This is a genomic window from Bacillus aquiflavi (assembly GCF_019915265.1).
Classification (GTDB): domain Bacteria; phylum Bacillota; class Bacilli; order Bacillales; family Cytobacillaceae; genus Bacillus_BT; species Bacillus_BT aquiflavi.
In genome coordinates, this window is record NZ_CP082780.1 from 2,034,022 (window position 1) to 2,055,896 (window position 21,875).

The window sequence follows — 21,875 nt, forward strand, 5'->3', positions numbered from 1 at the left end:
TCAACTAAATGATGGACATAGAAGGTATCATTATTTTGTAATTTTACTTCTAAATCTAAAGGCAAAACTAGTTGATTCATAAGTTTTTGTGTAGTAATTTAATTTCATCAGAAGTGTACCTTATTTTTTATTAAAAAATCAAAGCCGGTGAAATTTTACTTGTCGTAAAATTTCACCGGCTTTTTTTCTAAAGAGATGGGTTTTGGCCTGCCTCCTTATTTTTTTAATGCCTCTTTTTTAAAATACTGTTTTTCTAATTCAATCATTAATTCTGAAAGCTGTACAAATGAATGATAGTCATTAGGTCTTGCAAAAATAAAATCGAGCCGTTCTTTAAAGTTGACTGGTTTCCAAACAAAGAGATCTTCTTTAAAATAATAAGATTGTAAATTCACTGGTAAATGATGCACCCAAAATAAAAATTGTACAAATAATGCAATACCCCGTTTCATTGGTTTTAACGCCTGCCGCCGATCACGTCTCTCAAAAATGTCTATAAGAGTTTTTTTTAATTGCTTCCATTCTGTTAACAGCTGAGGAATGACCGCTTCTGGTGTTTCCCACGGTCTATTCCCCTTCACTCCAGAATAATAAGCAACCTCATAGGAAAACAATTCATTGAGAATGATCTGAGAGTGATTTTTAACAGCAGCTATTTTTGTTTCAATCTTATCATCGGGAAAAAAGAACGAATTTTTCAATTGTACTGGGACAGGAATGATTTTATTTTTTTGTTCCAACTGAATCTTTCCTTTTCATGCGTTTTTTCCCTTCCCTACATATATCTAGTAATGGACAAGTCTCGCATTGCGGGTTTTGAGCTTTACAATGATAACGGCCAAAAAAGATCAACCGATGATGCGTAATGGACCATTCATCTTGAGGAATTTTTCTCATCAATGTTTTTTCGACTTCTAGTACAGAATCTTTCCAACGGCAAAATCCTAAACGTTTACTTACTCTCTCTACATGTGTGTCAATCGCAATAGCAGGAACGTGAAAGGCTACAGACATGACAACATTAGCTGTTTTTCTTCCTACTCCTGGAAGCTTCATGAGCTCTTCTCGTTCTTTTGGTACTTCTCCGTTATATTCTTCAATTAACATTTTACATAATTTTTGGATATTCCTTGCTTTATTTCTAAATAAGCCAATTGACCTTATGTCTTCTTGTAATTCCTCTAAAGGAACATTTAAATAGTCTTCTGGAGTTTTATATTTTTGAAACAGTTTTTTTGTTACTTTGTTTACTAATACATCAGTACATTGTGCTGAAAGAGCAACAGCAATAACTAGTTCAAACGGATTAGAATGAATTAATTCGCAATGAGCATTAGGAAACATTTCACCCATTTTGTTTAAGCAATATTTAATTTGTGTGTTATTTAACATTTTATTTTCACCTATTTTTTTATTGTTAAATCTATCTTAAAAATAGTTTTAGTCTGATCTGTCCTCACTAAGCCAATTGTAAAAAGGAATCGATTTAGATGTTGCTGATGTCTCATACTGTTTTTTTCTCTGTTGGGTTTGGTATTGGCGAAACTTTCTCCCATGGATTTTCGCTTGTTCAATTGTACGAATTCCGTTCTTCTTCCATTCGAACAAAATCCGATCAATATAGCGAAAATTAAGCTTACCTGAAATAACAGCTTCACGAAGAGCAGCTGTTATAATAGTCGGATCATGACGATCGTCATCAAGCCACATTCCTAACGTCTCACATTCAAACGGTGATAACGGTCTGCCAAATTCTTGTTCAAAGCACGTATATAAATCAGCTTCTTCATTTTTTTGAATGACTGCTTCCTCTTGTTTTTTATTATAAAGAAATTGTTCGATTACTTTTTCTAAAAGAGGCTGTAACGAATATTTTTCAAAACGGATTCCTTCAGAATTAAAACCATCGATTATGTTTATAAATCCTTTTTGAATTAGACGGCTAAGCATCTCACTGCAATCTGATGAATTGATTGTCATCCTGTTGGAAAGCTCCTCCGGGGTAGGAAAGTCATTTCCTTTTTCAATAAAGGAAAAAATATGTATTAGAAGGATGACTTCTTGTTCATTTAACCCCAACTGCTTATAACCGGTTATTAATGCATAGGGAATCGTTATTTGTCCTTCATCATGCCAAGCTAACAAACTTTTTTTCAACATTTTTAGAACACCTCTTTGTCTAGTATAACATGAACAGTGATCTAAAGAACGAATCGTATTTAAGCCAAATCATATGAAAAAACGGCGAAAGTCTGCTTTTCTTAAGCATCCTTTAACCGTTTAAAAATAAAAATTAATATAAATTAAAATATTAAATATTAAGGGTATAAACGATTTAAAAGACGCGGGAACGGGATCGTTTCTCTAACATGTTCCACCCCGCTAATCCATGCTACTGTTCTTTCAAGTCCAAGCCCAAAACCAGAATGAGGAACGGCTCCATATTGACGCAAATCCAAGTACCATTTGTAAGCATCAACGTCTAAACCATGCTCCTGTATCCGTTTCTTTAATAGATCATAATCATAAATACGTTCAGACCCGCCAATGATTTCTCCATATCCTTCTGGTGCAATTAAATCTGCACATAGTACAACTTCATCGCGTTCGGGATGAGGCTCCATATAAAATGGCTTTAAAGATGTAGGATAGTGAGTAATAAATACCGGCTTATCAAAGCTTTCTGCAATGACAGTTTCATGCGGAGCACCAAAATCCTCTCCCCATTCTATATCATTAAAACCTTTCTCATGTAATCGCTTAATCGCATCATCGTATGTAATCCTTGGGAATGGTGCTTTTATTTTCTCAAGTTTAGAAATATCACGGCCAAGTGTCTGTAATTCAAGGTTACAATTTTTCAATACAGCTTGTACTAAGTAGCTGACATATTCTTCCTGAATGACTAAACTGTCCTCAAATTTGCAAAAAGCCATCTCGGGCTCGATCATCCAAAATTCAATTAAATGACGGCGTGTTTTTGATTTTTCCGCACGAAAGGTTGGTCCAAATGAAAACACCTTTCCTAAAGCCATCGCTGCTGCTTCCATATATAACTGTCCACTTTGTGAAAGGAATGCATCCTCATCAAAATATTTTGTATGAAATAATTCCGTTGTTCCTTCAGGTGCACTGCCAGTTAAGATCGGTGGATCGACCTTTACAAAACCGTGTTCATTAAAAAATTCATATGTTGCCCGAATGATTTCATTACGAATTTTCATCATAGCATGTTGGCGGCGAGCACGGAGCCATAAATGACGATGATCCATTAAAAACTCTGTACCATGTTTTTTTGGCGTTATCGGGTAATCGACCGCTTGTTGGATCACTTCGATTTTATTTACAGATAGTTCATAACCGAATGGTGAACGTTCATCCTTTTGCACTTTACCAGTCACATATATTGAAGATTCTTGAGTAATTGCTTTAGCTAATTGAAAAACTTCTTCCTCTACTTCGCTTTTCACTACAACTCCTTGTATAAACCCAGTACCATCGCGTAATTGTAAAAAAGCGATTTTCCCGCTTGATCGTTTGTTTGCTAACCATGCTCCAATTGTTACTTCTTGATCAACATATTGATAAACTTCTGATATTGTCGTCTTTGTCACTTTATTCCCTCCAAAAACTGAATCGCTTTTTATTATACCTTTCGATATGGATACAAGCAATGTTAAAGCGGAAAAGCTAATGACTCACTTTTCCGCCTCTTTGTTTTTATATGAAAAATCGTCTACTATTTATGTCCTTCAACGAATTGTTTCATTCTATTAACTGCTTCTTCCAATACATCTAGTGATGTCGCATAAGATAAACGAATATTATCCGGTGAACCAAAACCAGAGCCTGGAATAACTGCTACCATTGCTTTTTCGAGTAATGCATTAGAAAACTCGTCAACTGAAGTGTAGCCTGTTAATTGTGCGGCTTTCTTTACGTTAGGGAACAAATAAAATGCTCCTTGAGGTTTAACACAAGAAAAACCCGGAATTTTAGTGAGTTGATCATATATAATATTTAGTCTTTTTTCAAAAGCCTGCCGCATTTCATCAACTGGCGCTTGAGAACCGCTATATGCTGCTATTGCCCCAAATTGAGCTGTTGTCGTTGGATTAGACGTGCTGTGACTCGCCAAATTTGTCATTGCCTTTATCATTTGCTCGTTACCAACAGCATAACCAATTCTCCACCCTGTCATGGAGTGAGATTTTGAAACACCATTAATAATAATTGTTAATTCTTTTAAATTTGGTGATATTTCAGCAATTGAAACATGTTTGTTTTCTTCGTAAACAAGCTTTTCATAAATTTCATCTGAAATAATTAATATATTATTTTTTAAACAAACTTCTCCTAGAGCAGTCAATTCATCCTTTGTATAAAGCATCCCAGTCGGATTACTCGGTGAATTAATAATGAGCGCTTTTGTCTTATTTGAAATAGCTCCTTCTAATTGTTGCGGAGTTATTTTAAACTGATTCTCTTCTTTGCCCGTTACATAAACAGGTATACCGCCAGCAAGCTTAACTTGTTCAGGATAACTTACCCAGTAAGGAGCAGGTATGATCACCTCGTCCCCTTTATTTAGCAACACTTGAAATAATGTATATAGAGCATGCTTTGCTCCAGTTGTAACAATGATTTCACTTGCTGTATATTCAAGACCTTGATCTTTTTTTAACTTTTTGATAATTTCCTTTTTTAAAAGAGGTAAGCCGCTTGAAGGAGTGTATTTTGTTTGACCTTGATTCATTGATGCATACGCTGCATCGATAATATGCTGTGGCGTATTAAAATCTGGCTCACCTGCACCTAAACCGATCACATCATGTCCCTGTTCTTTTAACTCCTTTGCCTTTGCAGTAATAGCAAGAGTAGAAGATGGTGTTAATGCTTTTACTCTTTCTGCTAATTGGAACTCCATTTTATCTTTTCCCCCATCCGCGAAAACTTTATAGATTTTCAATCTTTTTAAGCCATTCACCTGTTTCAAAATGTATATAATAATAATTTAACAATCCATCATCACCTAAATAATATACTTCCCAAAGCGGGACGTTATTTTCCATTCCCATACGAACTGAAATGATTTCTTTAGTGTTTTTTTCTGATTTTACAATATTGACTGCTTCTTTCTTTGAAATTCCTTCGCTTGCTTTTTTTACAATTGCCTTACCTTTTTTTTCAGGTATAAATACAATAATTTCTTCTTTTTTTTCGTTTTTTCCGGTAACAGCGTAACTAGTTTCTTTTCCGTTATAAGTGTACACATCACCGATTGAAACAAGTTTTGTCTCTTTTTTTGCTTTAATTATAGCCGTTTCTTCTGCCTTCTTCATGGGCGAAACAGCATTGTAATACAATTTAAAAAACACGCCAATGACTATAACAACGATCGCCGAAATAATTAATATCCACTTCTTCATTTTATTCACTTCTTTATGTACGATAAATTGAAAAAATTGCTTTTTTTTCATTATTAAGTGCTAAACCAAACATTAAATTCTTTTCTTTTAATGTTCGATTTAAGCAATCAACAATTTTATATAAATCAGGACTATTTTGAATTGTAATTGTCGACAACACTTCTACATTTCTCTCCATTACTCGTAAAATCCTCCTCATAACTAATAAAATTGGAATGATTTTCATTTTATTAGCTACAAATAATTTATATCAATCATTATAACAGGAGAAACCTCTTTACGATCTTTTTTTTTTTTATTTTTTTCGAATAATTATTCGAATTGATTATCATTTGAAATTGTAATGATATCATAATTAGAATTCGTAAATTTCAAGCTGACAGTACCATGTTTTTTTGTAAAATATACATCGATCCATGTATCACTCAGCTTTTTAAAAAGCTCACTGCTCGGTTTTACTTCATTTGAATAAAATAATATCGCTACTTGTGGATCCATATGTTTAATTAATTTTTCCGAAATACCGCTTTCTTCACCAAACCCCGGTAATTTAACAACATTCACATCAGAAAGTTGTTGATCCATTAAACTTTGCTCTGCTCTTTTACTTGTAGAGCTCATATAAAAAATTCGATGATTAAAAAATCTAAACGATATATCTGTTCCTTCGTCTTTTTTATTGCCGTCAAACAAACTTTCAAGCACTAAATGAGGCAAAATCTGTTGTTTAGTACCTGTTTTTAATTCTTTCATTTGTAAATGAGCGTACTGTTGCTTTAAGCCTTGAACTATATAGCTACTTGCTATGAGCTCGTTTACATCGTACTGTTCAATAAGCCATTTTAAGTTGACGTTACAGTAGCTTGATATTTTCGTCAACACAATAGCCGAAATATTTTTAACATCGTAAAGCTCTAGGAGACGCTCAAGTTCTTTTTCCGTTCCTTCTCCCCCGGTATTAATTAGAATATTCTCTCCGTTTCCGTGTTGAATAAGAGTTGCTTCGCCATCGGAAAGGAAAAAGAAAGTAAGCCCTAACTCATTTTCTTTTAAGTTTAAATCAATACTCTCGACTTCAACAGGTATTGTTGGTGTTTGGACTGGGGTATAAAACCAGCTTGTCAAAAAGAGTATTGCAGCAAATAACATATTCATCTTTCATTCCTCCAAATGTTGTCAATGGGGATGTCGATAAATATAGCGTATGTTATTTGCCAAGTTTCATAACCATTTTTGAATAAAGCTTATCGTTTCTTTCATTTTTTTCGTTGTTATTGGAACAGATGGAATCGATTGTAAAAATGTTTTTCCGTATCTTTTCGTAATCAATCTGCGATCAAACACAATGATGATACCTCGATCTGTTTCGTTTCTAATGAGTCTTCCAAAGCCTTGCTTAAAACGTAAAACGGCCTCAGGTATCGATAATTTATAAAAAGGGCTTCCACCCTCTCTTTCAATTTGTTCACTTTTTGCTTCGGTTAATGGTTCATTTTTGGTGAAGAAAATGGCAGTCTTACGATTACTAAACAAGATAAATCTTCTCCAGGAATATCAACTCCCTCCCAAAAACTGCTCGTTCCAAATAAAATCGCTTTCTCAAAACGCCGGAAATTCCTCATTAATCTTATTCGGCTACCACTAGTTATTCCTTGGGCAATCAAAACAAAATCCTCTAAAAAGCCGCTTTCTTTAATTAACTCATGTGTGTTTTTTAACATTTCATGAGATGTGAATAAAATTAACATTCGTCCTTGCGTTGCTTCAGCAATGGAAATGATGTATTCAGTAATTGCTGAAACGTACTCATCCGTATTTACAGTGTTGATTTCTGGTAAATCCTCCGGGATAATTAGCTGAACTTGTTTGTCATAATTAAATGGTGAAGCAATTTGTTTTAATGACGGATTAAAAGAAGTTAATCCTAGTTCATTTAGTATGTTTTTAAAAGAGTTGTTTACTGTTAATGTTGCTGATGTTAAGATAACACTTTTTTTATCAGTAAATAAATGATCTTTTAAAACATTTGAAACATTAAGCGGTTCTCCATATATGATTGTTTTATGATCCTTTGCCCGCATATCAATTTCAATCCAGGTTACAAAATCGCAAGCGGGATGAATGAATAAGCGGTCAACAGCATTGATTATTTTTTCTAAATCATTTAAAGTTGTTTCGAGTTCAGTCAAGACTAATTTTTGGGCTGCTGATAATTGATGTTGCATAACTAAATTTATCCGACTTCTTAAGTTTGAAATTAGTTCTTTAATCATGTTATAAAAACGTTCTGCCTCGATTAAAAGTGCTGACGACTCACGGTTATTTTCACTTTTAAAGCGAAATGCCGCTTTCTTCATATTTGACTTTTGGCTGCTTACTCCCTTTAGAGCATATGCTCTTGCAGTCGAAAAAAATTGTTCGACTTCAAAAACTGCATCAGTGATCATTTCATTTATTTCAAAAGAATGAATGAGATCTTTCTTTTTTAAATCTACTTCGTTAACGATCTGTTCAAGCTGATAAAAAAGTTGTTTTTGTTCATATGTGCCGAGTCTGCCAAAAAGAAGTTTCAACAAAATATAATCGACTTTAAAACCAAAATGTTTGCCAGCTGCTTTTACAAATTGGTGGGCTTCATCAATAATTGCTTCTTCATATTCAGGTAAAAATGATTGCTCGGAAGATAAATCTGTAACAAGAAGTGAATGGTTTGTAATAATGATATTGGCGGACTTTGCTCTTTTTCTTGCTAATAAGTAATAATCTCTTGATAACCACGCTTTATTTCTCAAATATTTTTGTTTCATCATTTTTTATTTTGTTCCAATAGATTTCTCCGCCACTTGATAAATTTAATTCATCTACATCTCCGGTTTTCGTCATCGTAAGCCAGACAAGAATTTGCATTTTTGTTAAAGTTGTATCGTAATTTAAGTCATCATTTTTTAATGTTTGGACAAATTTTTCCAAATTAATATAGTGATTTCGCCCCTTTATCAGTGCAATATTTATCAGGAAAGGAAGCATTTTTTCTAACAGTGGAATTTCCTTATTCAATAGCTGTTCCTGAAGTAAGGTCGTATACGTGCTAATCATTACCGGTTTTTCTGTTTGTTTTGCATAAAATGCTGCAGGGATTAAGTAAGCTAAAGACTTTCCGACACCTGTCCCCGCTTCAATGACTGCATGATGACTATGCTGCAATGCATCATACACTTCGTCCATCATTTCATATTGTCCCAGCCTGCGTTCAAACGATGGTAAGGTGGGCTTTAGCAGTGCATCTTTTTCCTCTTCATTGTCTGGATATAAAAAAGAATTACGATCCTCATCCCCATCCTGTAAATAAGCTTCCTTTTTTAAAGCAAGCCCATTAAAGATCTCGAGATCATTTGGCAGTTGTTCAATCGTTCGATTTTTAATTGTTAAAAGCTCTGCAAAAAGTGAATGGATATCACTTTTCAACCTTGTTGAAAGTGTCGTTAGCATTTGCAATGTTTTTTCAGGCAGTACCATAAGTTTTTCGACCATTTTTAAAAATAATTGTGCCGTAACATATGCGTCACTATCAGCTTGATGTGGACGGTTATGATTAAGCCCTTCTTGGATCGCAAGCTCATTTAATTGGTAGCTGTCGGCAGTTGGAAATACAACTCGTGCCATTTCAACTGTATCAATAATTGGAACAGATAAGTCTTTATAGCCAGCAGCTATTAATTCATCTTGAAGAAACGTTAAATCAAAGAATACATTATGAGCGACAAAATAGGCTCCCTCTAGCATTGATAAAATTGTTGGCGCAATTTCTGAAAACAATGGTGCTTCCTTTACCATGTGATCATCAATCTTTGTTAATCCTTCGATAAAAAGAGGAATTTTCTTTTCAGGATTAACTAAAGAAGAATATGTATCAACAATACGGCCTTGTTCAATGACAACAGCTGCAAATTGAATAATTTTATCACTTTTTTTTACTGAGTTTCCTGTAGTTTCTAAATCTACGATAACAAATTTATTTTTCATATTCCTTACACCTCAAACATTATGTCAAACAAAACGGTATCATAAAAAGAAGAAAAGTAAAAGACATCTTAAACTTTACTGCTCAATTTCACGCCCATTATTTTCGTTAAAAAAGAAAAACTCCCTAATACGGGAGCTAATACTATAAAATAGTTGCTTCTGGTTCTGTATGAATTAATTCTTTAATTTGATTATTTTCGTCCATAATGGCTACCTTAGGTTTATGAGTTAAAACATTATTTTCAGCAACCAATACATATGAAATAATGATTACGATGTCACCTTTTTGAACGAGCCTAGCCGCAGCCCGTTTAAAAACAAAAACACCGCTTCCTCTTTCTCCTGGGATAATATATGTTTCAAACCGAGCACCATTATTGTTATTAACAATTTGTACTTTTTCATTGGCAACCATGCCGACAGCATCTAAAATATCTTCGTCGATTGTAATACTTCCAACGTAATCTAAATTTGCTTCCGTTACACGTGCCCGATGGATTTTTCCGTTCATCATCGTACGAAACATCTATTTTCTTCCTCTCGTAAAATTTTTTATATCGTGATAATGATGTTATCGATTAAGCGGGCATGTGAAAATTTTACAGCCAGAGCAATAATGAATGTTCCTGTGAGCATAGTCATTTCTTTTAACTCCGGGTAAGAATAGATTTCTACATAGTCAATAGAACCGCTCGTATTGTTTAAAAGATAATTAGTAATAAATTGGATCACTGTTTCTCTGTCCCGCTCTCCGTCATCGATCATTTCTTTTGCTGATAGTAAACTTTTGTATAAATGACGGGCTTCCCCCCGTTCTTGCTCCAATAAATTTGTGTTACGAGAACTTTTTGCTAATCCGTCTTCTTCACGAACTGTCTCGCAAGGAATTAACTCGATTGGAAAATGAAAGTCCTTTATCAACCAATCAACAACTGCTACTTGCTGTGCATCTTTTAAACCAAAATATACTCGGTTTGGTTTTACGATATGAAACAGCTTAGTTAATACGGTTGCTACTCCATCAAAATGACCGGGACGCGATTTCCCGCACATCACATCTATCCGCTCTTGAACAACTACTTTAACGGAAGGCTGCCTTGGATACATTTCAACACTAGATGGACAGAATAAATAGTCAACCCTTTCGTTAAGAGCAATTTCCTTATCACGGTCAAGATTGCGTGGATAAGCAGAAAAATCTTCTGTCGGTCCAAATTGAAGCGGATTTACAAAAATACTTAACACAACTAGATCATTTTCTTGTCTTGCTTTCTTAAGTAAAGACATATGGCCATCATGCAAATATCCCATTGTCGGCACAAAGCCAATGGTCTTTCCATATTTTTTTAATTTAATCATCTCTGTTTGCATATCGTGAATGGTTGTAAAGACTTTCATTATTTATTATCCTCCGTATAGTGCGTGAAGTTCTTCTTCTTTCATTGTAAAGCTATGCTCATTTTTTGGAAACGAGCTTTCTTTCACTTCTGCCACATAACTTTTTATGCTGCTTACAATTTGTTCGCTTACGTTCTCATATTGTTTAACAAATTTAGGGACTCGGTTGACCCCATAGGTAATTAAATCATGGTAAACAAGAACTTGTCCGTCAGTATAAGCACCAGCCCCAATCCCAATTGTCGGAATTGAAAGCGTATGCGAAACTTCTTGAGCTAACTGCTTCGGAATACATTCTAATACAAGTGCGAAAGCACCAGCTTCTTCACATTTTTTTGCATCTTCAATTAATTTTTTCGCAGCTGCGGCACTCTTCCCTTGTACTTTATAGCCTCCTAAAACACCAACTGATTGTGGCGTTAAACCTAGGTGAGCCATGACTGGTATTCCTGCTTTTGTTAATGAGGAGATTTTTTCAATAACTACATCTCCTCCTTCAACTTTAACTGCATGTGCACCGCCTGTTTGCACAAGCTGAGCAGCTGATTTCAACGTTTCATTAATTGATAAATGGTATGTCATAAATGGCATATCAGCAACGATAAACGTATTAACTGCTCCTCTTTTAACTGCTTTTGTATGATGGATCATGTCATCTAACGTGACTGAAACAGTCGACTCATAACCTAAAACGACCATGCCTAGTGAATCGCCGACTAGTAGAAGATCAACGCCTGCTTCTTCAGCCAATTTAGCAGATGGGTAATCATAAGCAGTAATCATCGCTAGCTTTTCACCTTTGTTCTTCATTTGGATAAAATCTGTTGTTTGCTTCATTCTATTTCCTCCTTTTTTAGGAAAGAGAAAATGAAACGTTTATCAATTGACGACACGAAAAGGGATCCATTAAAAAAGCAGAAGGATCCCGTTCAATCTTTTTAATGTTCCATCCCTCTGTCCCGGTCCTAAAATGGATCTAGGCAGATATCCGTTTTTATTCTTATTTTCTGTAAAGGTGCAGTTCTTATTCGATACCGCCCAAAAGAATTATATCAAAACTCTATTAATCTTTCTACAAAAAAACTAAAAATTAAAAGAAATCACTGAATTTTCCCACTATATGAACTGAAGCTTTAAGAAATTAAGAAAAGGAAATCAGTTTTTAATCTGCTGATAAATCAATATCTGCAGAATAAATATAGTGTTTTTCCCCAAGTTTATCTTCCATTATCAACACTCCGTCTTCTGTGATCCCTAATGCTGTTCCTTTAATTGAACCGGACAGTGTTCTCGCAATGATTTGTTTGCCTATACTGATTGCATAGCTTTCCCACAATAATTTTATCGGATGAAAACCTTTTTCTAAATAAAGTAAATAAAGTGTTTCCAACTTAGATAAAAAGACTTTGATTAATTCGGCCCTTTTAATCGGCTCTCCTTTTTCAAGAAAAATGGATGTCGCAATTGAACGAAGTTCTTCAGGGAAATCTTCCGCTTTTTGATTAGCATTTATTCCTATCCCAATAATAATTGAAAAAATTCGATCCGCTTCTGCTTGAAGCTCTGTTAAAATACCGGCAAGCTTTTTTCCATTTATTAAAATATCATTCGGCCATTTAATATGTGCTCTTATACCACTTACTTCTTCTATTGCTTGTACAGCAGCAACAGCAGTAATTAATGTTAGCTGCGGTGCTTTCGGAATTGGAATATTTGGCCGTAAAATAATACTCATCCAGATACCCGTCGATTTTGCAGAATGCCAATTTCTAGCAAGTCGTCCTCTTCCTTTAAGCTGCTCTTCCGCTACGATAACCGTTCCCTCAGGTACACCTTTATAAGCAAGTTTTTTGCGCAATTTTTTTGTGTTGAATCAACCGTTTCCTCATAATGAATGAGTGATCCTAATAATTTTGTTTTTAAACCTAGACGGATTTCATCTGCAGTTACTTTTTCTGGTGTTTTTATAATACGATATCCTTTTTTACGAACTGCCTCTAACTCAAAGCCTTCTTTACGCAGCTCTTCAATATGCTTCCAAACAGCAGTACGGGAACAACCAAGTAAATCAGCTAAATATTGACCAGATAAATACTCCCCATCCGCATTTGAAAAAGCATTAAGCAATTGTTTCCTCAGCTCCGATTGCATTTTCTGACCCACTCCTTTATTACTTCTTTACGGTTAGCAAGATTCCCCTCTACTACACTTGTCTCGATTTCCGCCAGCAATTGTTTTAACCACGGTCCGCCTTTTTGATTTAGCCATTCCATTAAATCTTTACCATTTGCATCAAGTTCAGAACGTTCTTTAATTGGTAATCGATCGTATTGACTTAGCCACTTAAAAATGGAGGAAAAGTTACGATTCGTAATTACACAGTATAGTCGTTCAACTTTTTCTATATTTTCTCGCCCTGTTCGATACAATTGCTCCTTCGTCCATTCGTTATGTAAACGGTTGTGTAACGAAGATAATAATAGCTTTACTTGTTTTATTTGCTTAAGTGACAATTTCCATTTTCTTAATATCTTTTCTACATTTATGACAGAAATTTCACACGAAAATAGCAAAAGAGTCCAAAGTTCGTCTAATGAAAGCTTGTCTAATTGATAGTTTGTCATTCGAATGATGCCATCGCCTTTTTCTGCTAATCCCGGCAAATGATGATGCAATCGAGTTTCAACAAGTAAACGCAGAGCTTGAACAGAACCTTCTCCAATGAGAAGTTTTTCAAATTCATTTGCTATTCTTTCTATCGCAATTTTTGTCAATAAATAACCATATTCTATTAATGCTCGCTTCGTGTTTTCTTCTATCGTAAATTGTAATTGACTAACAAAGCGAACTGCTCTCATCATTCGTAAAGCATCTTCTTTGAATCGCGCTTCTGCGCTGCCGACGGTTACAATTTCCCGTTTCAAGATCGCTCTTTTACCCGCAAACGGATCTATGATTTTACCGTTTTTATCCATAGCAATCGCATTCATCGTGAAATCCCGTCTTCGTAAATCTTCTTCAAGCGATCGAATAAAGGTAACTCCCTTTGGACGGCGAAAATCTTTATATTCTGCTTCCGTACGAAAAGTAGTGATTTCATATGTCATATTTTCAAATAGGACAAGCACGGTTCCATGCTCTATTCCTAAATCAACTGTTTGATGAAATATACGTTTCACTTCTTCAGGTGTAGCTGATGTGGCAATATCTATATCCTCTATTTCTCGCTGAAGCAAATAATTGCGAACAGAACCACCAACAAAGTATGCTTCGAAATTAGCCTTTTCTAATTTCTCAATAACTGGAACTGCTTTTAAGAAAGGATGATTCATCTTTTTTGTCACCTTTCATTTAGTACGTTGTGATAAATTTTTTCGTAATGATTGACTATCAACTCAGATGAAAAACGCTCATTAACGGAAAGCTCTGCTTGTTTTGAAAACTGTTTTTGAATCTGCTCATCTTGTAATATATAGAGAGATTTACGCGCAATACAATCAATATCCCCAAGCTCACATATAAAGCCTGTTTCTCCGTCCATAATTACTTCTGGAATACCGCCAACTTTTGTTCCGATGCTTGGCACCCCACAAGACATTGCTTCAAGGATTACAAGTCCAAAGCTTTCCTTTTCGGAAAGGAGCAGCATTAAATCACTAATTGAATATAATTCTTCTAAATTATCTTGCTTCCCTAAAAATAAAACTTTTCCCGCGAGACCGAGCTGCTTCACGAGATTACAAATAACAGTTATTTCAGGACCATCACCGACTAATAACAACTTAGCGGGGAGCTGTTCACTTATTTTCTTAAAAACTTTTACGACATCACATACACGTTTCACCGCTCGAAAATTCGAAACATGGATGACAACTTTTTCTTTCGGATCAATTCCGTATTCTTTCAGTAAATGATTAGAATTTATCCGCCGATAAACACGTTCATCAACAAAATTATAAACTGTTTCTATATGTTTATGAGGATGAATTAGCTCGTAAGTTTGATTGACTAAAGCATTTGAAACGGCTGTTACATAGTCAGATTGCTCAATCCCGAAACGGATGACATTTGTTAATGAAGGATCATATCCCAGTACAGTGATGTCTGTTCCATGTAAGGTCGTCACCACTTTTAAGTTATAACCACTCATCTGTTTTGCAAGAATTGCACAAACTGCATGGGGAATAGCGTAATGTACATGTAGTAAATCCAACTTTTCTCTTTTGGCAACTTCAGTCATTTTATTCGCTAGGGCAATATCATATGGCGGATATTGAAAGACAGAATATTGGTTAACCTCTACTTGATGATAATAAATGTTATGATACATTTTGTTTAGCCGAAAAGGAATACTTGATGAAATAAAATGAATTTCGTGTCCCCGTTCTGCTAATAATTTCCCCAACTCCGTTGCTACAACACCTGAACCGCCGACTGTTGGATAACATGTAATACCTATTTTTAATTTTTCCATAAAGACTCTCCTTTATCAGCGCCTCTTTATTTATAAGCAGTCAGGATTAACAAGCAGAGGTCTTTTCACTTTAAAACCTTCTGCAAATTCAACACCAACTTCTTTCCCAAATAGACGTTCACGTGCTTTTACAGTCTCAATATATCCATTTGTTAATGGAGTTTTGAAACTAGCCTCCTGATTAAATTGACTTGCGTACGCTTGTAAACTAGCAAGCTTTTGGTCAATTTCATCAGAGACATCAATAACAAAATCAGGCTTATGAAAACCATTTATCATATAAAAATAAATGTTAGCAACTTTATGATAAGAAAGGTTACTGCCACAATCATATTTTCTAATTCCAGCCGAAAAAACAGCTTCTTCAACAAGGCGAGCACAATTCCCATGATCTGGATGACGATCCTCAAAAAATGGCGCGAAAACAGTCGCAGGTCGATAACGTCGAATAATCGCGACAATTTTTTTTATGTATTCTTCTTTTAATTGCAAGCCCCTGTCAGGCAAGCCAATCGTTTGTCGAAAAGATACCCCTAATATTGAGGCGGCTTTTTTTGCCTCTTCTTTCCTTAACATAACGGTTCCATTCGATGATAATTCAGCTTCCGTTAAATCGCAGATGGCTACTTTTTTACCCGCCTTTGTTAATTTTACGATTGAAGCCCCCATTCCAATCTCCACATCATCTGCATGAGCACCAAACGCAAGAATATCCACATTTATTGTTTCACTTTTCTCCATGATAGATCCCCTCTCTTTAACCCCATAACGATGATCTCTGCAGTTCCCATATTTGTTGCAAGAGGAACTGAATATACATCACAAAGACGAATAAGAGCTGATACATCTGGTTCGTGAGGCTGAGCTGTTAACGGATCTCGAAAAAAGAAGACGACGTCCATTTTATTTTTAGCGATCAGTGCACCAATTTCCTGATCGCCTCCAAACGGACCAGACTGGAATCGGTGTACAGATAAACCCGTCTCCTCGATTATTCTTGAACCTGTTGTTCCTGTTGCAAATAAAGTATGAGCAGCAAACACCGATTTATATGCAATAATAAATTGAACAAGATCGTCCTTTTTCTTATCATGAGCTATTAAGGCAATATTCATATTTTATCCCCCTACTCCAAAATATTTTCTAAACCATAAATAAAAGTGTCAATATTCATTACTGTTTCAACTGCAACCTTCACTCCAGACATAAATGATTCACGATTATATGAATCGTGGCGAATCGTTAACGTTTGACCATTCGAACCAAACATTACTTGTTGATGGGCAATTAATCCAGGAAGGCGAACTGAATGAATGTGCATTCCATCATAATTTGCATCTCTTGCCCCTTTCATCGTTTCTTTTTCATTTGGGTGGCCTTGTTGCTTCTCCTCTTTGACAGCAGAAATCATCTCAGCCGTTTTAACAGCTGTTCCTGAAGGAGCATCAAGCTTTTGATCGTGATGAAGTTTAATTATTTCTACATCATTAAAGAATTTCGCTGCCATTTGAGAAAACCTCATCATTAACACCGCACCAATTGCAAAGTTAGGTGCGATAATACAGCCTATTTTCTTTTCTTGACAGTCTGCCTCTAATTTAAGTAAATTTTCCTTTGTAAATCCCGTTGTTCCAACAACTGGACGCACACCATAACGAAGCGCTGTTTCTGCATGAGTCATTCCAACTTCAGGAGTTGTTAAATCAATTAGCACATCAGCGTCATTTTCTTGAAAACATTGCTCTATATCTGTATATATCGGTACATTTACGTTTGGAAAATCACCCAAGTCAGCTAGCATTTTACCGTCATTTTTATAATCTAAAACAGCAATCAACTGGAAATGATCTGTTCTTTCAACTAGTCGAACAGCTTCTCTGCCCATTCTCCCGCGGGGGCCAGCAATAATAATTTTAATGTTCTTCATCTTTTATTCCTCACCTTCAATTTTTGTCCACCGATTTTTATCTCGCGTATTAAACTTATGCATAACACGATTATGTGCTGTTTCAAGGTCAATATTTAACGAGTTTGCTAAACAAATTAATACAAACAACATATCGCCTAATTCTTCTTCTATCTTTTTTTCCTGTTCTGTTTTCTTCTTCGGTTTTTCTCCATAATAGTGGTTAATTTCTCGTGCAAGCTCACCAAGTTCCTCGGTCATTCTCGCGAGCATCGCCAATGGAGAAAAATAACCTTCTTTAAATTGACTGATATATGTATCTACCTCTTGCTGTAAATCTTTCACTGTTTTTTTTGTACTCAAACTAACATCTCCTCTTACTTTTCTTATTTTATGTTAGCTAAAACCAATTCCTTTTACAAATGTTTTTATATTTCTCTCCTTTGAAATCTACTAGATCAAAGAAAAAGTCTTGTTGCCCTAATACATTAGATTTTATATAATGATAGCGCTTTGACTTTTTATGTAGGGGAGGATTAAAAATGATTTTTGGTTTAAAATTGAAAAATATATGTTTTATTTTTGTAGGTGCTGCGATTTTTTCTTTTGGAATTGTACATTTTAATATGCAAAATAACTTAGCGGAAGGCGGCTTTACTGGAATTACATTGTTGCTTTATTTTTTATTTGATTTCAACCCCTCCTACGTTAACTTATTACTTAATATTCCTCTCTTTTTATTTGCCTGGAAACTATTGGGCCGTAACGCTTTTCTATATACAATCATTGGTACGATAGGTGTTTCGATCTTTTTAGAAATTTTCCAGCGCTATCAAATTGACATGCCGCTAAAAGAAGACTTAACACTTGCTGCACTATTTGCAGGTGTTTTTATCGGTGTCGGATTAGGAATTATTTTCCGCTTTGGAGGTACTACCGGCGGAGTGGATATTATCGCACGGCTTCTATATAAATATATCGGCTGGAGCATGGGAAAAACAATGTTTCTTTTCGATGCAGTCGTCATTGCGATGTCACTTATTTTTTATCTAACATATCAAGAAGCAATGTACACACTTGTTGCTGTTTTTGTCGGTGCAAGAGTTATTGATTTTATGCAAGAAGGAGCATACTCCGCAAGAGGCGCGATGATTATTTCTGAGAAAAACGAAGAAATTGCTATGAAAATAATGAATGAAATGGAAAGAGGCATTACAATTCTGAAAGGACACGGCTCATTTACGAAACAAGAACGAGAGGTACTTTACTGTGTAGTTGGTAAAAATGAAATTGTTCGATTAAAAAATATTATTACATCTATCGATCCACATGCATTCGTATCAGTAAGCATTGTTCATGACGTACTAGGAGAAGGCTTTACATTAGATGAAAACAAAAAGCCGATTGAACGTTGAAAAGCCGTGCGACAAATGAAAGTCTTGAAGAGGACTTTATTTGTTGCACGGCATTCAATTAATCGTCTTGGTTCATTCCAATGAACATTAAAATAAATCGAAGTAATTCTAATACTGCAATGGCGGCAGCGGCTACATATGTTAATGCAGCGGCATTTAAAACTTTTTTTGTCTCACGTTCTTCATCATTTCGAATGATTCCTAATGAGATGACTTGATCCATTGCTCGATTTGACGCATTAAACTCGACGGGTAGTGTAACCACCTGGAATAGAACTGCAGCTGCCATAAAAATAATACCTAATAGCAATAAATTTTGGGAAGTTAAAATAATTCCCACTAAAATTAAAATCCATGACAAATTTGAGCCTAAGCTTGCGATAGGTACTAAAGCATGCCGAAAACGTAAAAATGCATAGTCTTGTTGGTCTTGTATCGCGTGGCCTACTTCATGAGCAGCTACAGCTGCTGAGGCGATAGAATGCCCATGATAGTTGTTAGAGGATAATCTAACGGTTTTAGAACGTGGATCATAATGATCACTTAAAACGCCGCCCGTTTCCTCAACTGTTACATCATATAAACCGTTTGCATCTAAAATTTTTCTAGCTACTTCAGCTCCAGGCATTTGTGAAGATGACGGAACTTGTGAAAACTTTTTATAAGCCCCTTTTACATTCATCTGCGCCCATAGTGGAATAATAATAATTAGCGCAAAATAAATTAAAAATCCCATTGCTTACCTCCATCATTGATCTGAAGTTATTATCTCAATTTTATTCATATAATAAAATCTTGTCAATTAATTAGACTTTTTATACGAAAGGAATGAGAAGAGATGAATTAAAGGGGTTATAGATGCTTTGATTTACTAGTTTGTTTTTGTTTATCCCCTTTATTTTTTCTCCATCCTACATAGCTTAAGGTGAGGATAATGATGCTGCCTGTCGAGATGATCACCCACCATAACGAAGGGTCTGCCTCATCCTCAGTTACTCCAAAAAAAATTGTTTTTAAATCAGCTTCCAAAGCTTCTAATTCATGTTGACTAGAAATTTCTGATAATACTTGGGGACGATAATGATCGATATAATTTATCCGTGCATCAAGCTTTTGAATTGTTTCAACTGGAATATTAATCTTTAAGCTTGGATAAATCATTTCATATAACATCAAAAATGAATTCAGCTGTAGATGGAATGTCTCATTCTCTCCATTATAAGCAGCCTCTTTTACATCGTTAAAAGCAGTCATTATCTGTCCTTCCATCTCCGTCCATAACGGTTGATGTGTTGAAGTGATCGCATCTATAGCTAACCTAAATTTTGTGACTTTATTTACTCGTTCTTTATGATTAATCGTCGCATTAGTCACCGCTTCTAAAGCCTCTTTATGGGAAACAGTGACAATTCGAAGCTCATCCATTGAGAAAAAACGTTCTTTCATAGTGGTTGATAAAAATTGTTCAGAAAAATATTCGAGCAGCCGTTTAGCATCATCATTACGGTTTAATTTAACCATTTGCAGGGCTTCATCAGAAATTTGGTCAAGTTTTTCAATTGTAGCTGTCATTTCAGCATTTACTTTTGGAGTTATAAGTAGAAAGATTAGTATAAGTATAATGTTTGATTTTATTCTCATTCTTGTCCCCCCTTATTACTATTAGAATGTATGAAAGGTTGGACAAGGATAGACCATTAATTAATGTTTAATTTTAGTGTAAAGCGATTCTTTCTAATACAAAAATAGTAAGTCATAGCAAGAGAAAGTATGCTTAGCCAAAATGTAAAGTAGCCAATTTGCGGTGTATATAAATTCAACATATGATAACGCGGCAGCATATTAAACACATAATCAATCACATCATTGTGTAATGTCCATATCCCAGTCACTACAAGATGCCAAGTTTTAATCCGATAAAAAGGGGCATATAATAAACCTTGAACAGCCATTGCAAAATGTGAGCCAATTAACATAAGTGCAATCATATCAAGTTCACCCTTTACTTTAAATACGAGTAGATTCATTACAACTGCCCAAATTCCATACTTAAATAAAGTAACAATTGCTAGCGCCTCAAATAACGGCCAATTTTTCCCTAATAAAAATGCGATGATAACAAAGACAAAAAACAGACTTGCTGTAGGACTATCTGGAACAAAAGGGATAAAAATCGCAGGAGTATCTGCAAGCTGCCATTTATACCAATAGTATCCGTAAGCAGTACCTAAAATGTTAACTATTAGTAACAGCCATAAAAATGCTCGATTCATTAAAATAGGATATATCCACTTCATTGTTCAGCCTCTTTCATTTTAGATTATGTATTACAAACAAATAACTTTTGGTCATGTGAATCGAGTGAGATCCTATGCCTCGTTTAAGGCTTGAAACTGTATATAACAAAGGCTGACGAAAAAATTTCGTCAGCCTAAAAGTAATATTATTCTTCTTCAAGACCTGCAATAAATTCAGCAAGTTTTTGTAATTCTTCATCAGAACCAGTAAACGCGCCAGCAGGCATGTCGCCTCTTCCATTGATGATAATATCTTTCACTTCATCAGCTGACAATCCAGTGCCAACAAGCGTTGGTCCTGAAACCCCTTCAAAATCTCCGCCGTGACATCCAGCACAAGAAGGTTGATATAATTTATATTCTTCTGATTCCTTATCAACTACTGGTCCCTCGACAATCTCTCCTTGTTTTGCTGCTGCTTCCCAGTCATGGGTTGCTACAGATTCCCAAGTTAAGAATACGATGGATGCTAAAGCTAGTAACATAAATCCTGTTGCGAATGGACGCTTAGACGGACGTCGATGAGGTCCTCTATCAATAAATGGAGCTAGCAATAATGCTCCAAACGCCAATCCTGGGATGACAAGAGCACCGATAACCGTATACGGTCCAGATGCAAATGAATATTTTAACAACTGATATAAGAATAAGAAATACCAGTCAGGAAGCGGTATATAACCAGTATCAGTCGGATCAGCAATTCTCTCGAGCGGAGGCTCATGAGCAATTGTTAAACTTAAAAATCCGATGAGAAATACTGCACCTACCATCCATTCTCTTAAAAGGAAGTTAGGCCAAAATGCTTCTGTTTTTCCAGGATATTCTGAATAATCTTTTGGAATATTTGGCATTCGATGTTCACGTGCAGGTACACGGGAATCACCTACAAATTTCATACCTTTACCACGATGCATCTAATATTCTCCCTCCTTT

The 21,875-nt window shown here is 35.3% G+C and carries 25 protein-coding genes and 1 pseudogene; 1 reads left to right on the top strand and 25 read right to left on the bottom strand.

The genetic code is table 11. The annotated features are described in order from the left end of the window. Positions 1 to 215: 215 nt before the first annotated feature. The 21 genes and pseudogenes from K6959_RS09715 to K6959_RS09805 all read right to left on the bottom strand — a co-directional run bounded on the left by K6959_RS09715 (position 216) and on the right by K6959_RS09805 (position 17,593). Entirely contained in the window at positions 216 to 740 is a 525-nt protein-coding gene (locus tag K6959_RS09715) for a YpoC family protein (RefSeq protein ID WP_163239948.1), read from the bottom strand. Further along, the gene (gene nth, locus K6959_RS09720) at positions 724 to 1,392 is read right to left on the bottom strand and encodes an endonuclease III (RefSeq protein WP_163239946.1); all 669 of its coding nucleotides are present in this window, start codon (positions 1,390 to 1,392) and stop codon (positions 724 to 726) included. The genes K6959_RS09715 and nth overlap by 17 nt, the downstream gene beginning before the upstream one ends. Positions 1,393 to 1,440: 48 nt before the next feature. Then, positions 1,441 to 2,160: a DnaD domain-containing protein gene (locus tag K6959_RS09725; protein ID WP_163239944.1), complete on the bottom strand. Its 720-nt coding sequence runs from the start codon at positions 2,158 to 2,160 to the stop codon at positions 1,441 to 1,443. 158 nt (positions 2,161 to 2,318) lie between these two features. Then, on the bottom strand, positions 2,319 to 3,614 hold the full coding sequence (asnS, locus tag K6959_RS09730) for an asparagine--tRNA ligase (protein WP_223086377.1): 1,296 nt from the start codon (positions 3,612 to 3,614) through the stop codon (positions 2,319 to 2,321). A 125-nt stretch (positions 3,615 to 3,739) separates the two neighbouring features. Next, on the bottom strand, positions 3,740 to 4,927 hold the full coding sequence (locus K6959_RS09735) for a pyridoxal phosphate-dependent aminotransferase (protein ID WP_223086379.1): 1,188 nt from the start codon (positions 4,925 to 4,927) through the stop codon (positions 3,740 to 3,742). A 28-nt stretch (positions 4,928 to 4,955) separates the two neighbouring features. Beyond that, positions 4,956 to 5,429 (bottom strand): cell wall elongation regulator TseB-like domain-containing protein, encoded by a 474-nt coding sequence (locus K6959_RS09740; protein ID WP_223086381.1) that lies wholly within the window; start codon positions 5,427 to 5,429, stop codon positions 4,956 to 4,958. A gap of 13 nt (positions 5,430 to 5,442) precedes the next feature. Next, positions 5,443 to 5,607 (bottom strand): YpmA family protein, encoded by a 165-nt coding sequence (locus K6959_RS09745; protein ID WP_223086382.1) that lies wholly within the window; start codon positions 5,605 to 5,607, stop codon positions 5,443 to 5,445. A 134-nt stretch (positions 5,608 to 5,741) separates the two neighbouring features. Further along, entirely contained in the window at positions 5,742 to 6,584 is an 843-nt protein-coding gene (locus K6959_RS09750) for a ComEC/Rec2 family competence protein (RefSeq protein ID WP_163239935.1), read from the bottom strand. 66 nt (positions 6,585 to 6,650) lie between these two features. Then, positions 6,651 to 6,962: a helicase C-terminal domain-containing protein gene (locus tag K6959_RS19605; RefSeq protein WP_316252472.1), complete on the bottom strand. Its 312-nt coding sequence runs from the start codon at positions 6,960 to 6,962 to the stop codon at positions 6,651 to 6,653. After that, a complete protein-coding gene (locus tag K6959_RS19610) occupies positions 6,911 to 8,239 on the bottom strand; it encodes a helicase C-terminal domain-containing protein (protein ID WP_316252473.1) in 1,329 nt (442 codons plus the stop codon). Before K6959_RS19610 ends, K6959_RS19605 begins: the two co-directional genes overlap by 52 nt. After that, positions 8,211 to 9,452 carry an exonuclease domain-containing protein gene (locus K6959_RS19615; protein ID WP_316252474.1) on the bottom strand — a complete coding sequence of 414 codons (1,242 nt, stop codon included), beginning with the start codon at positions 9,450 to 9,452 and terminating at the stop codon, positions 8,211 to 8,213. Before K6959_RS19615 ends, K6959_RS19610 begins: the two co-directional genes overlap by 29 nt. 142 nt (positions 9,453 to 9,594) lie before the next feature. Further along, positions 9,595 to 9,978 carry an aspartate 1-decarboxylase gene (gene panD / locus K6959_RS09760; RefSeq protein WP_223086384.1) on the bottom strand — a complete coding sequence of 128 codons (384 nt, stop codon included), beginning with the start codon at positions 9,976 to 9,978 and terminating at the stop codon, positions 9,595 to 9,597. 26 nt (positions 9,979 to 10,004) lie between these two features. Continuing rightward, complete coding sequence (panC, locus tag K6959_RS09765; RefSeq protein ID WP_163239929.1) at positions 10,005 to 10,850, bottom strand: pantoate--beta-alanine ligase; 846 nt, start codon at positions 10,848 to 10,850, stop codon at positions 10,005 to 10,007. Positions 10,851 to 10,856: 6 nt separating this feature from the next. Beyond that, entirely contained in the window at positions 10,857 to 11,687 is an 831-nt protein-coding gene (panB, locus tag K6959_RS09770) for a 3-methyl-2-oxobutanoate hydroxymethyltransferase (protein ID WP_163239927.1), read from the bottom strand. A gap of 325 nt (positions 11,688 to 12,012) precedes the next feature. Further along, positions 12,013 to 13,001: pseudogene (locus K6959_RS09775) on the bottom strand (biotin--[acetyl-CoA-carboxylase] ligase). After that, entirely contained in the window at positions 12,986 to 14,182 is a 1,197-nt protein-coding gene (locus K6959_RS09780) for a CCA tRNA nucleotidyltransferase (RefSeq protein ID WP_163239923.1), read from the bottom strand. Before K6959_RS09780 ends, K6959_RS09775 begins: the two are co-directional and overlap by 16 nt. Before the next feature lie 8 nt (positions 14,183 to 14,190). Then, entirely contained in the window at positions 14,191 to 15,324 is a 1,134-nt protein-coding gene (gene bshA / locus K6959_RS09785) for an N-acetyl-alpha-D-glucosaminyl L-malate synthase BshA (RefSeq protein WP_163239921.1), read from the bottom strand. Between the two features lie 30 nt (positions 15,325 to 15,354). Beyond that, positions 15,355 to 16,065, bottom strand: a complete 711-nt coding sequence (gene bshB1 / locus K6959_RS09790) for a bacillithiol biosynthesis deacetylase BshB1 (RefSeq protein ID WP_163239918.1) — start codon at positions 16,063 to 16,065, stop codon at positions 15,355 to 15,357. Continuing rightward, positions 16,044 to 16,439 carry a methylglyoxal synthase gene (gene mgsA / locus K6959_RS09795; RefSeq protein WP_163239916.1) on the bottom strand — a complete coding sequence of 132 codons (396 nt, stop codon included), beginning with the start codon at positions 16,437 to 16,439 and terminating at the stop codon, positions 16,044 to 16,046. The genes bshB1 and mgsA overlap by 22 nt, the downstream gene beginning before the upstream one ends. 11 nt (positions 16,440 to 16,450) lie before the next feature. After that, a complete protein-coding gene (dapB, locus tag K6959_RS09800; protein WP_223086386.1) occupies positions 16,451 to 17,251 on the bottom strand; it encodes a 4-hydroxy-tetrahydrodipicolinate reductase in 801 nt (266 codons plus the stop codon). A gap of 3 nt (positions 17,252 to 17,254) precedes the next feature. After that, on the bottom strand, positions 17,255 to 17,593 hold the full coding sequence (locus K6959_RS09805; protein ID WP_223086388.1) for a nucleotide pyrophosphohydrolase: 339 nt from the start codon (positions 17,591 to 17,593) through the stop codon (positions 17,255 to 17,257). A gap of 179 nt (positions 17,594 to 17,772) precedes the next feature. On the opposite strand from K6959_RS09805, the gene K6959_RS09810 reads away from it, so the two are divergent. Then, positions 17,773 to 18,645 carry a YitT family protein gene (locus tag K6959_RS09810; RefSeq protein WP_163239911.1) on the top strand — a complete coding sequence of 291 codons (873 nt, stop codon included), beginning with the start codon at positions 17,773 to 17,775 and terminating at the stop codon, positions 18,643 to 18,645. A 58-nt stretch (positions 18,646 to 18,703) separates the two neighbouring features. Here the strand turns inward: K6959_RS09810 and K6959_RS09815 are convergent, their stop codons facing one another. The 4 genes from K6959_RS09815 to K6959_RS09830 form a co-directional block, all read right to left on the bottom strand. Next, positions 18,704 to 19,381, bottom strand: a complete 678-nt coding sequence (locus K6959_RS09815) for a zinc metallopeptidase (protein WP_163239909.1) — start codon at positions 19,379 to 19,381, stop codon at positions 18,704 to 18,706. 116 nt (positions 19,382 to 19,497) lie between these two features. Then, positions 19,498 to 20,286: a sporulation protein YpjB gene (gene ypjB / locus K6959_RS09820; RefSeq protein ID WP_223086390.1), complete on the bottom strand. Its 789-nt coding sequence runs from the start codon at positions 20,284 to 20,286 to the stop codon at positions 19,498 to 19,500. A 56-nt stretch (positions 20,287 to 20,342) separates the two neighbouring features. Continuing rightward, positions 20,343 to 20,942, bottom strand: a complete 600-nt coding sequence (locus K6959_RS09825; RefSeq protein WP_223086392.1) for a lipoprotein heptaprenylglyceryl N-acetyltransferase LhaT — start codon at positions 20,940 to 20,942, stop codon at positions 20,343 to 20,345. A 146-nt stretch (positions 20,943 to 21,088) separates the two neighbouring features. Continuing rightward, entirely contained in the window at positions 21,089 to 21,856 is a 768-nt protein-coding gene (locus K6959_RS09830) for a menaquinol-cytochrome c reductase cytochrome b/c subunit (protein ID WP_223086394.1), read from the bottom strand. Positions 21,857 to 21,875 lie beyond the last annotated feature (19 nt).

Bases quoted from the DNA above. Each gene is read 5' to 3' on its own strand.
- nth (WP_163239946.1), bottom strand. From the start codon at position 1,392: ATGTTAAATAACACACAAATTAAATATTGCTTAAACAAAATGGGTGAA.
- K6959_RS09725 (WP_163239944.1), bottom strand. From the start codon at position 2,160: ATGTTGAAAAAAAGTTTGTTAGCTTGGCATGATGAAGGACAAATAACG.
- K6959_RS09735 (WP_223086379.1), bottom strand. From the start codon at position 4,927: ATGGAGTTCCAATTAGCAGAAAGAGTAAAAGCATTAACACCATCTTCT.
- K6959_RS09740 (WP_223086381.1), bottom strand. From the start codon at position 5,429: ATGAAGAAGTGGATATTAATTATTTCGGCGATCGTTGTTATAGTCATT.
- K6959_RS09745 (WP_223086382.1), bottom strand. From the start codon at position 5,607: ATGGAGAGAAATGTAGAAGTGTTGTCGACAATTACAATTCAAAATAGT.
- K6959_RS09750 (WP_163239935.1), bottom strand. From the start codon at position 6,584: ATGAATATGTTATTTGCTGCAATACTCTTTTTGACAAGCTGGTTTTAT.
- K6959_RS19610 (WP_316252473.1), bottom strand. From the start codon at position 8,239: ATGATGAAACAAAAATATTTGAGAAATAAAGCGTGGTTATCAAGAGAT.
- K6959_RS19615 (WP_316252474.1), bottom strand. From the start codon at position 9,452: ATGAAAAATAAATTTGTTATCGTAGATTTAGAAACTACAGGAAACTCA.
- panD (WP_223086384.1), bottom strand. From the start codon at position 9,978: ATGTTTCGTACGATGATGAACGGAAAAATCCATCGGGCACGTGTAACG.
- panC (WP_163239929.1), bottom strand. From the start codon at position 10,850: ATGAAAGTCTTTACAACCATTCACGATATGCAAACAGAGATGATTAAA.
- panB (WP_163239927.1), bottom strand. From the start codon at position 11,687: ATGAAGCAAACAACAGATTTTATCCAAATGAAGAACAAAGGTGAAAAG.
- K6959_RS09780 (WP_163239923.1), bottom strand. From the start codon at position 14,182: ATGAATCATCCTTTCTTAAAAGCAGTTCCAGTTATTGAGAAATTAGAA.
- bshA (WP_163239921.1), bottom strand. From the start codon at position 15,324: ATGGAAAAATTAAAAATAGGTATTACATGTTATCCAACAGTCGGCGGT.
- bshB1 (WP_163239918.1), bottom strand. From the start codon at position 16,065: ATGGAGAAAAGTGAAACAATAAATGTGGATATTCTTGCGTTTGGTGCT.
- mgsA (WP_163239916.1), bottom strand. From the start codon at position 16,439: ATGAATATTGCCTTAATAGCTCATGATAAGAAAAAGGACGATCTTGTT.
- dapB (WP_223086386.1), bottom strand. From the start codon at position 17,251: ATGAAGAACATTAAAATTATTATTGCTGGCCCCCGCGGGAGAATGGGC.
- K6959_RS09810 (WP_163239911.1), top strand. From the start codon at position 17,773: ATGATTTTTGGTTTAAAATTGAAAAATATATGTTTTATTTTTGTAGGT.
- K6959_RS09815 (WP_163239909.1), bottom strand. From the start codon at position 19,381: ATGGGATTTTTAATTTATTTTGCGCTAATTATTATTATTCCACTATGG.
- ypjB (WP_223086390.1), bottom strand. From the start codon at position 20,286: ATGAGAATAAAATCAAACATTATACTTATACTAATCTTTCTACTTATA.
- K6959_RS09825 (WP_223086392.1), bottom strand. From the start codon at position 20,942: ATGAAGTGGATATATCCTATTTTAATGAATCGAGCATTTTTATGGCTG.
- K6959_RS09830 (WP_223086394.1), bottom strand. From the start codon at position 21,856: ATGCATCGTGGTAAAGGTATGAAATTTGTAGGTGATTCCCGTGTACCT.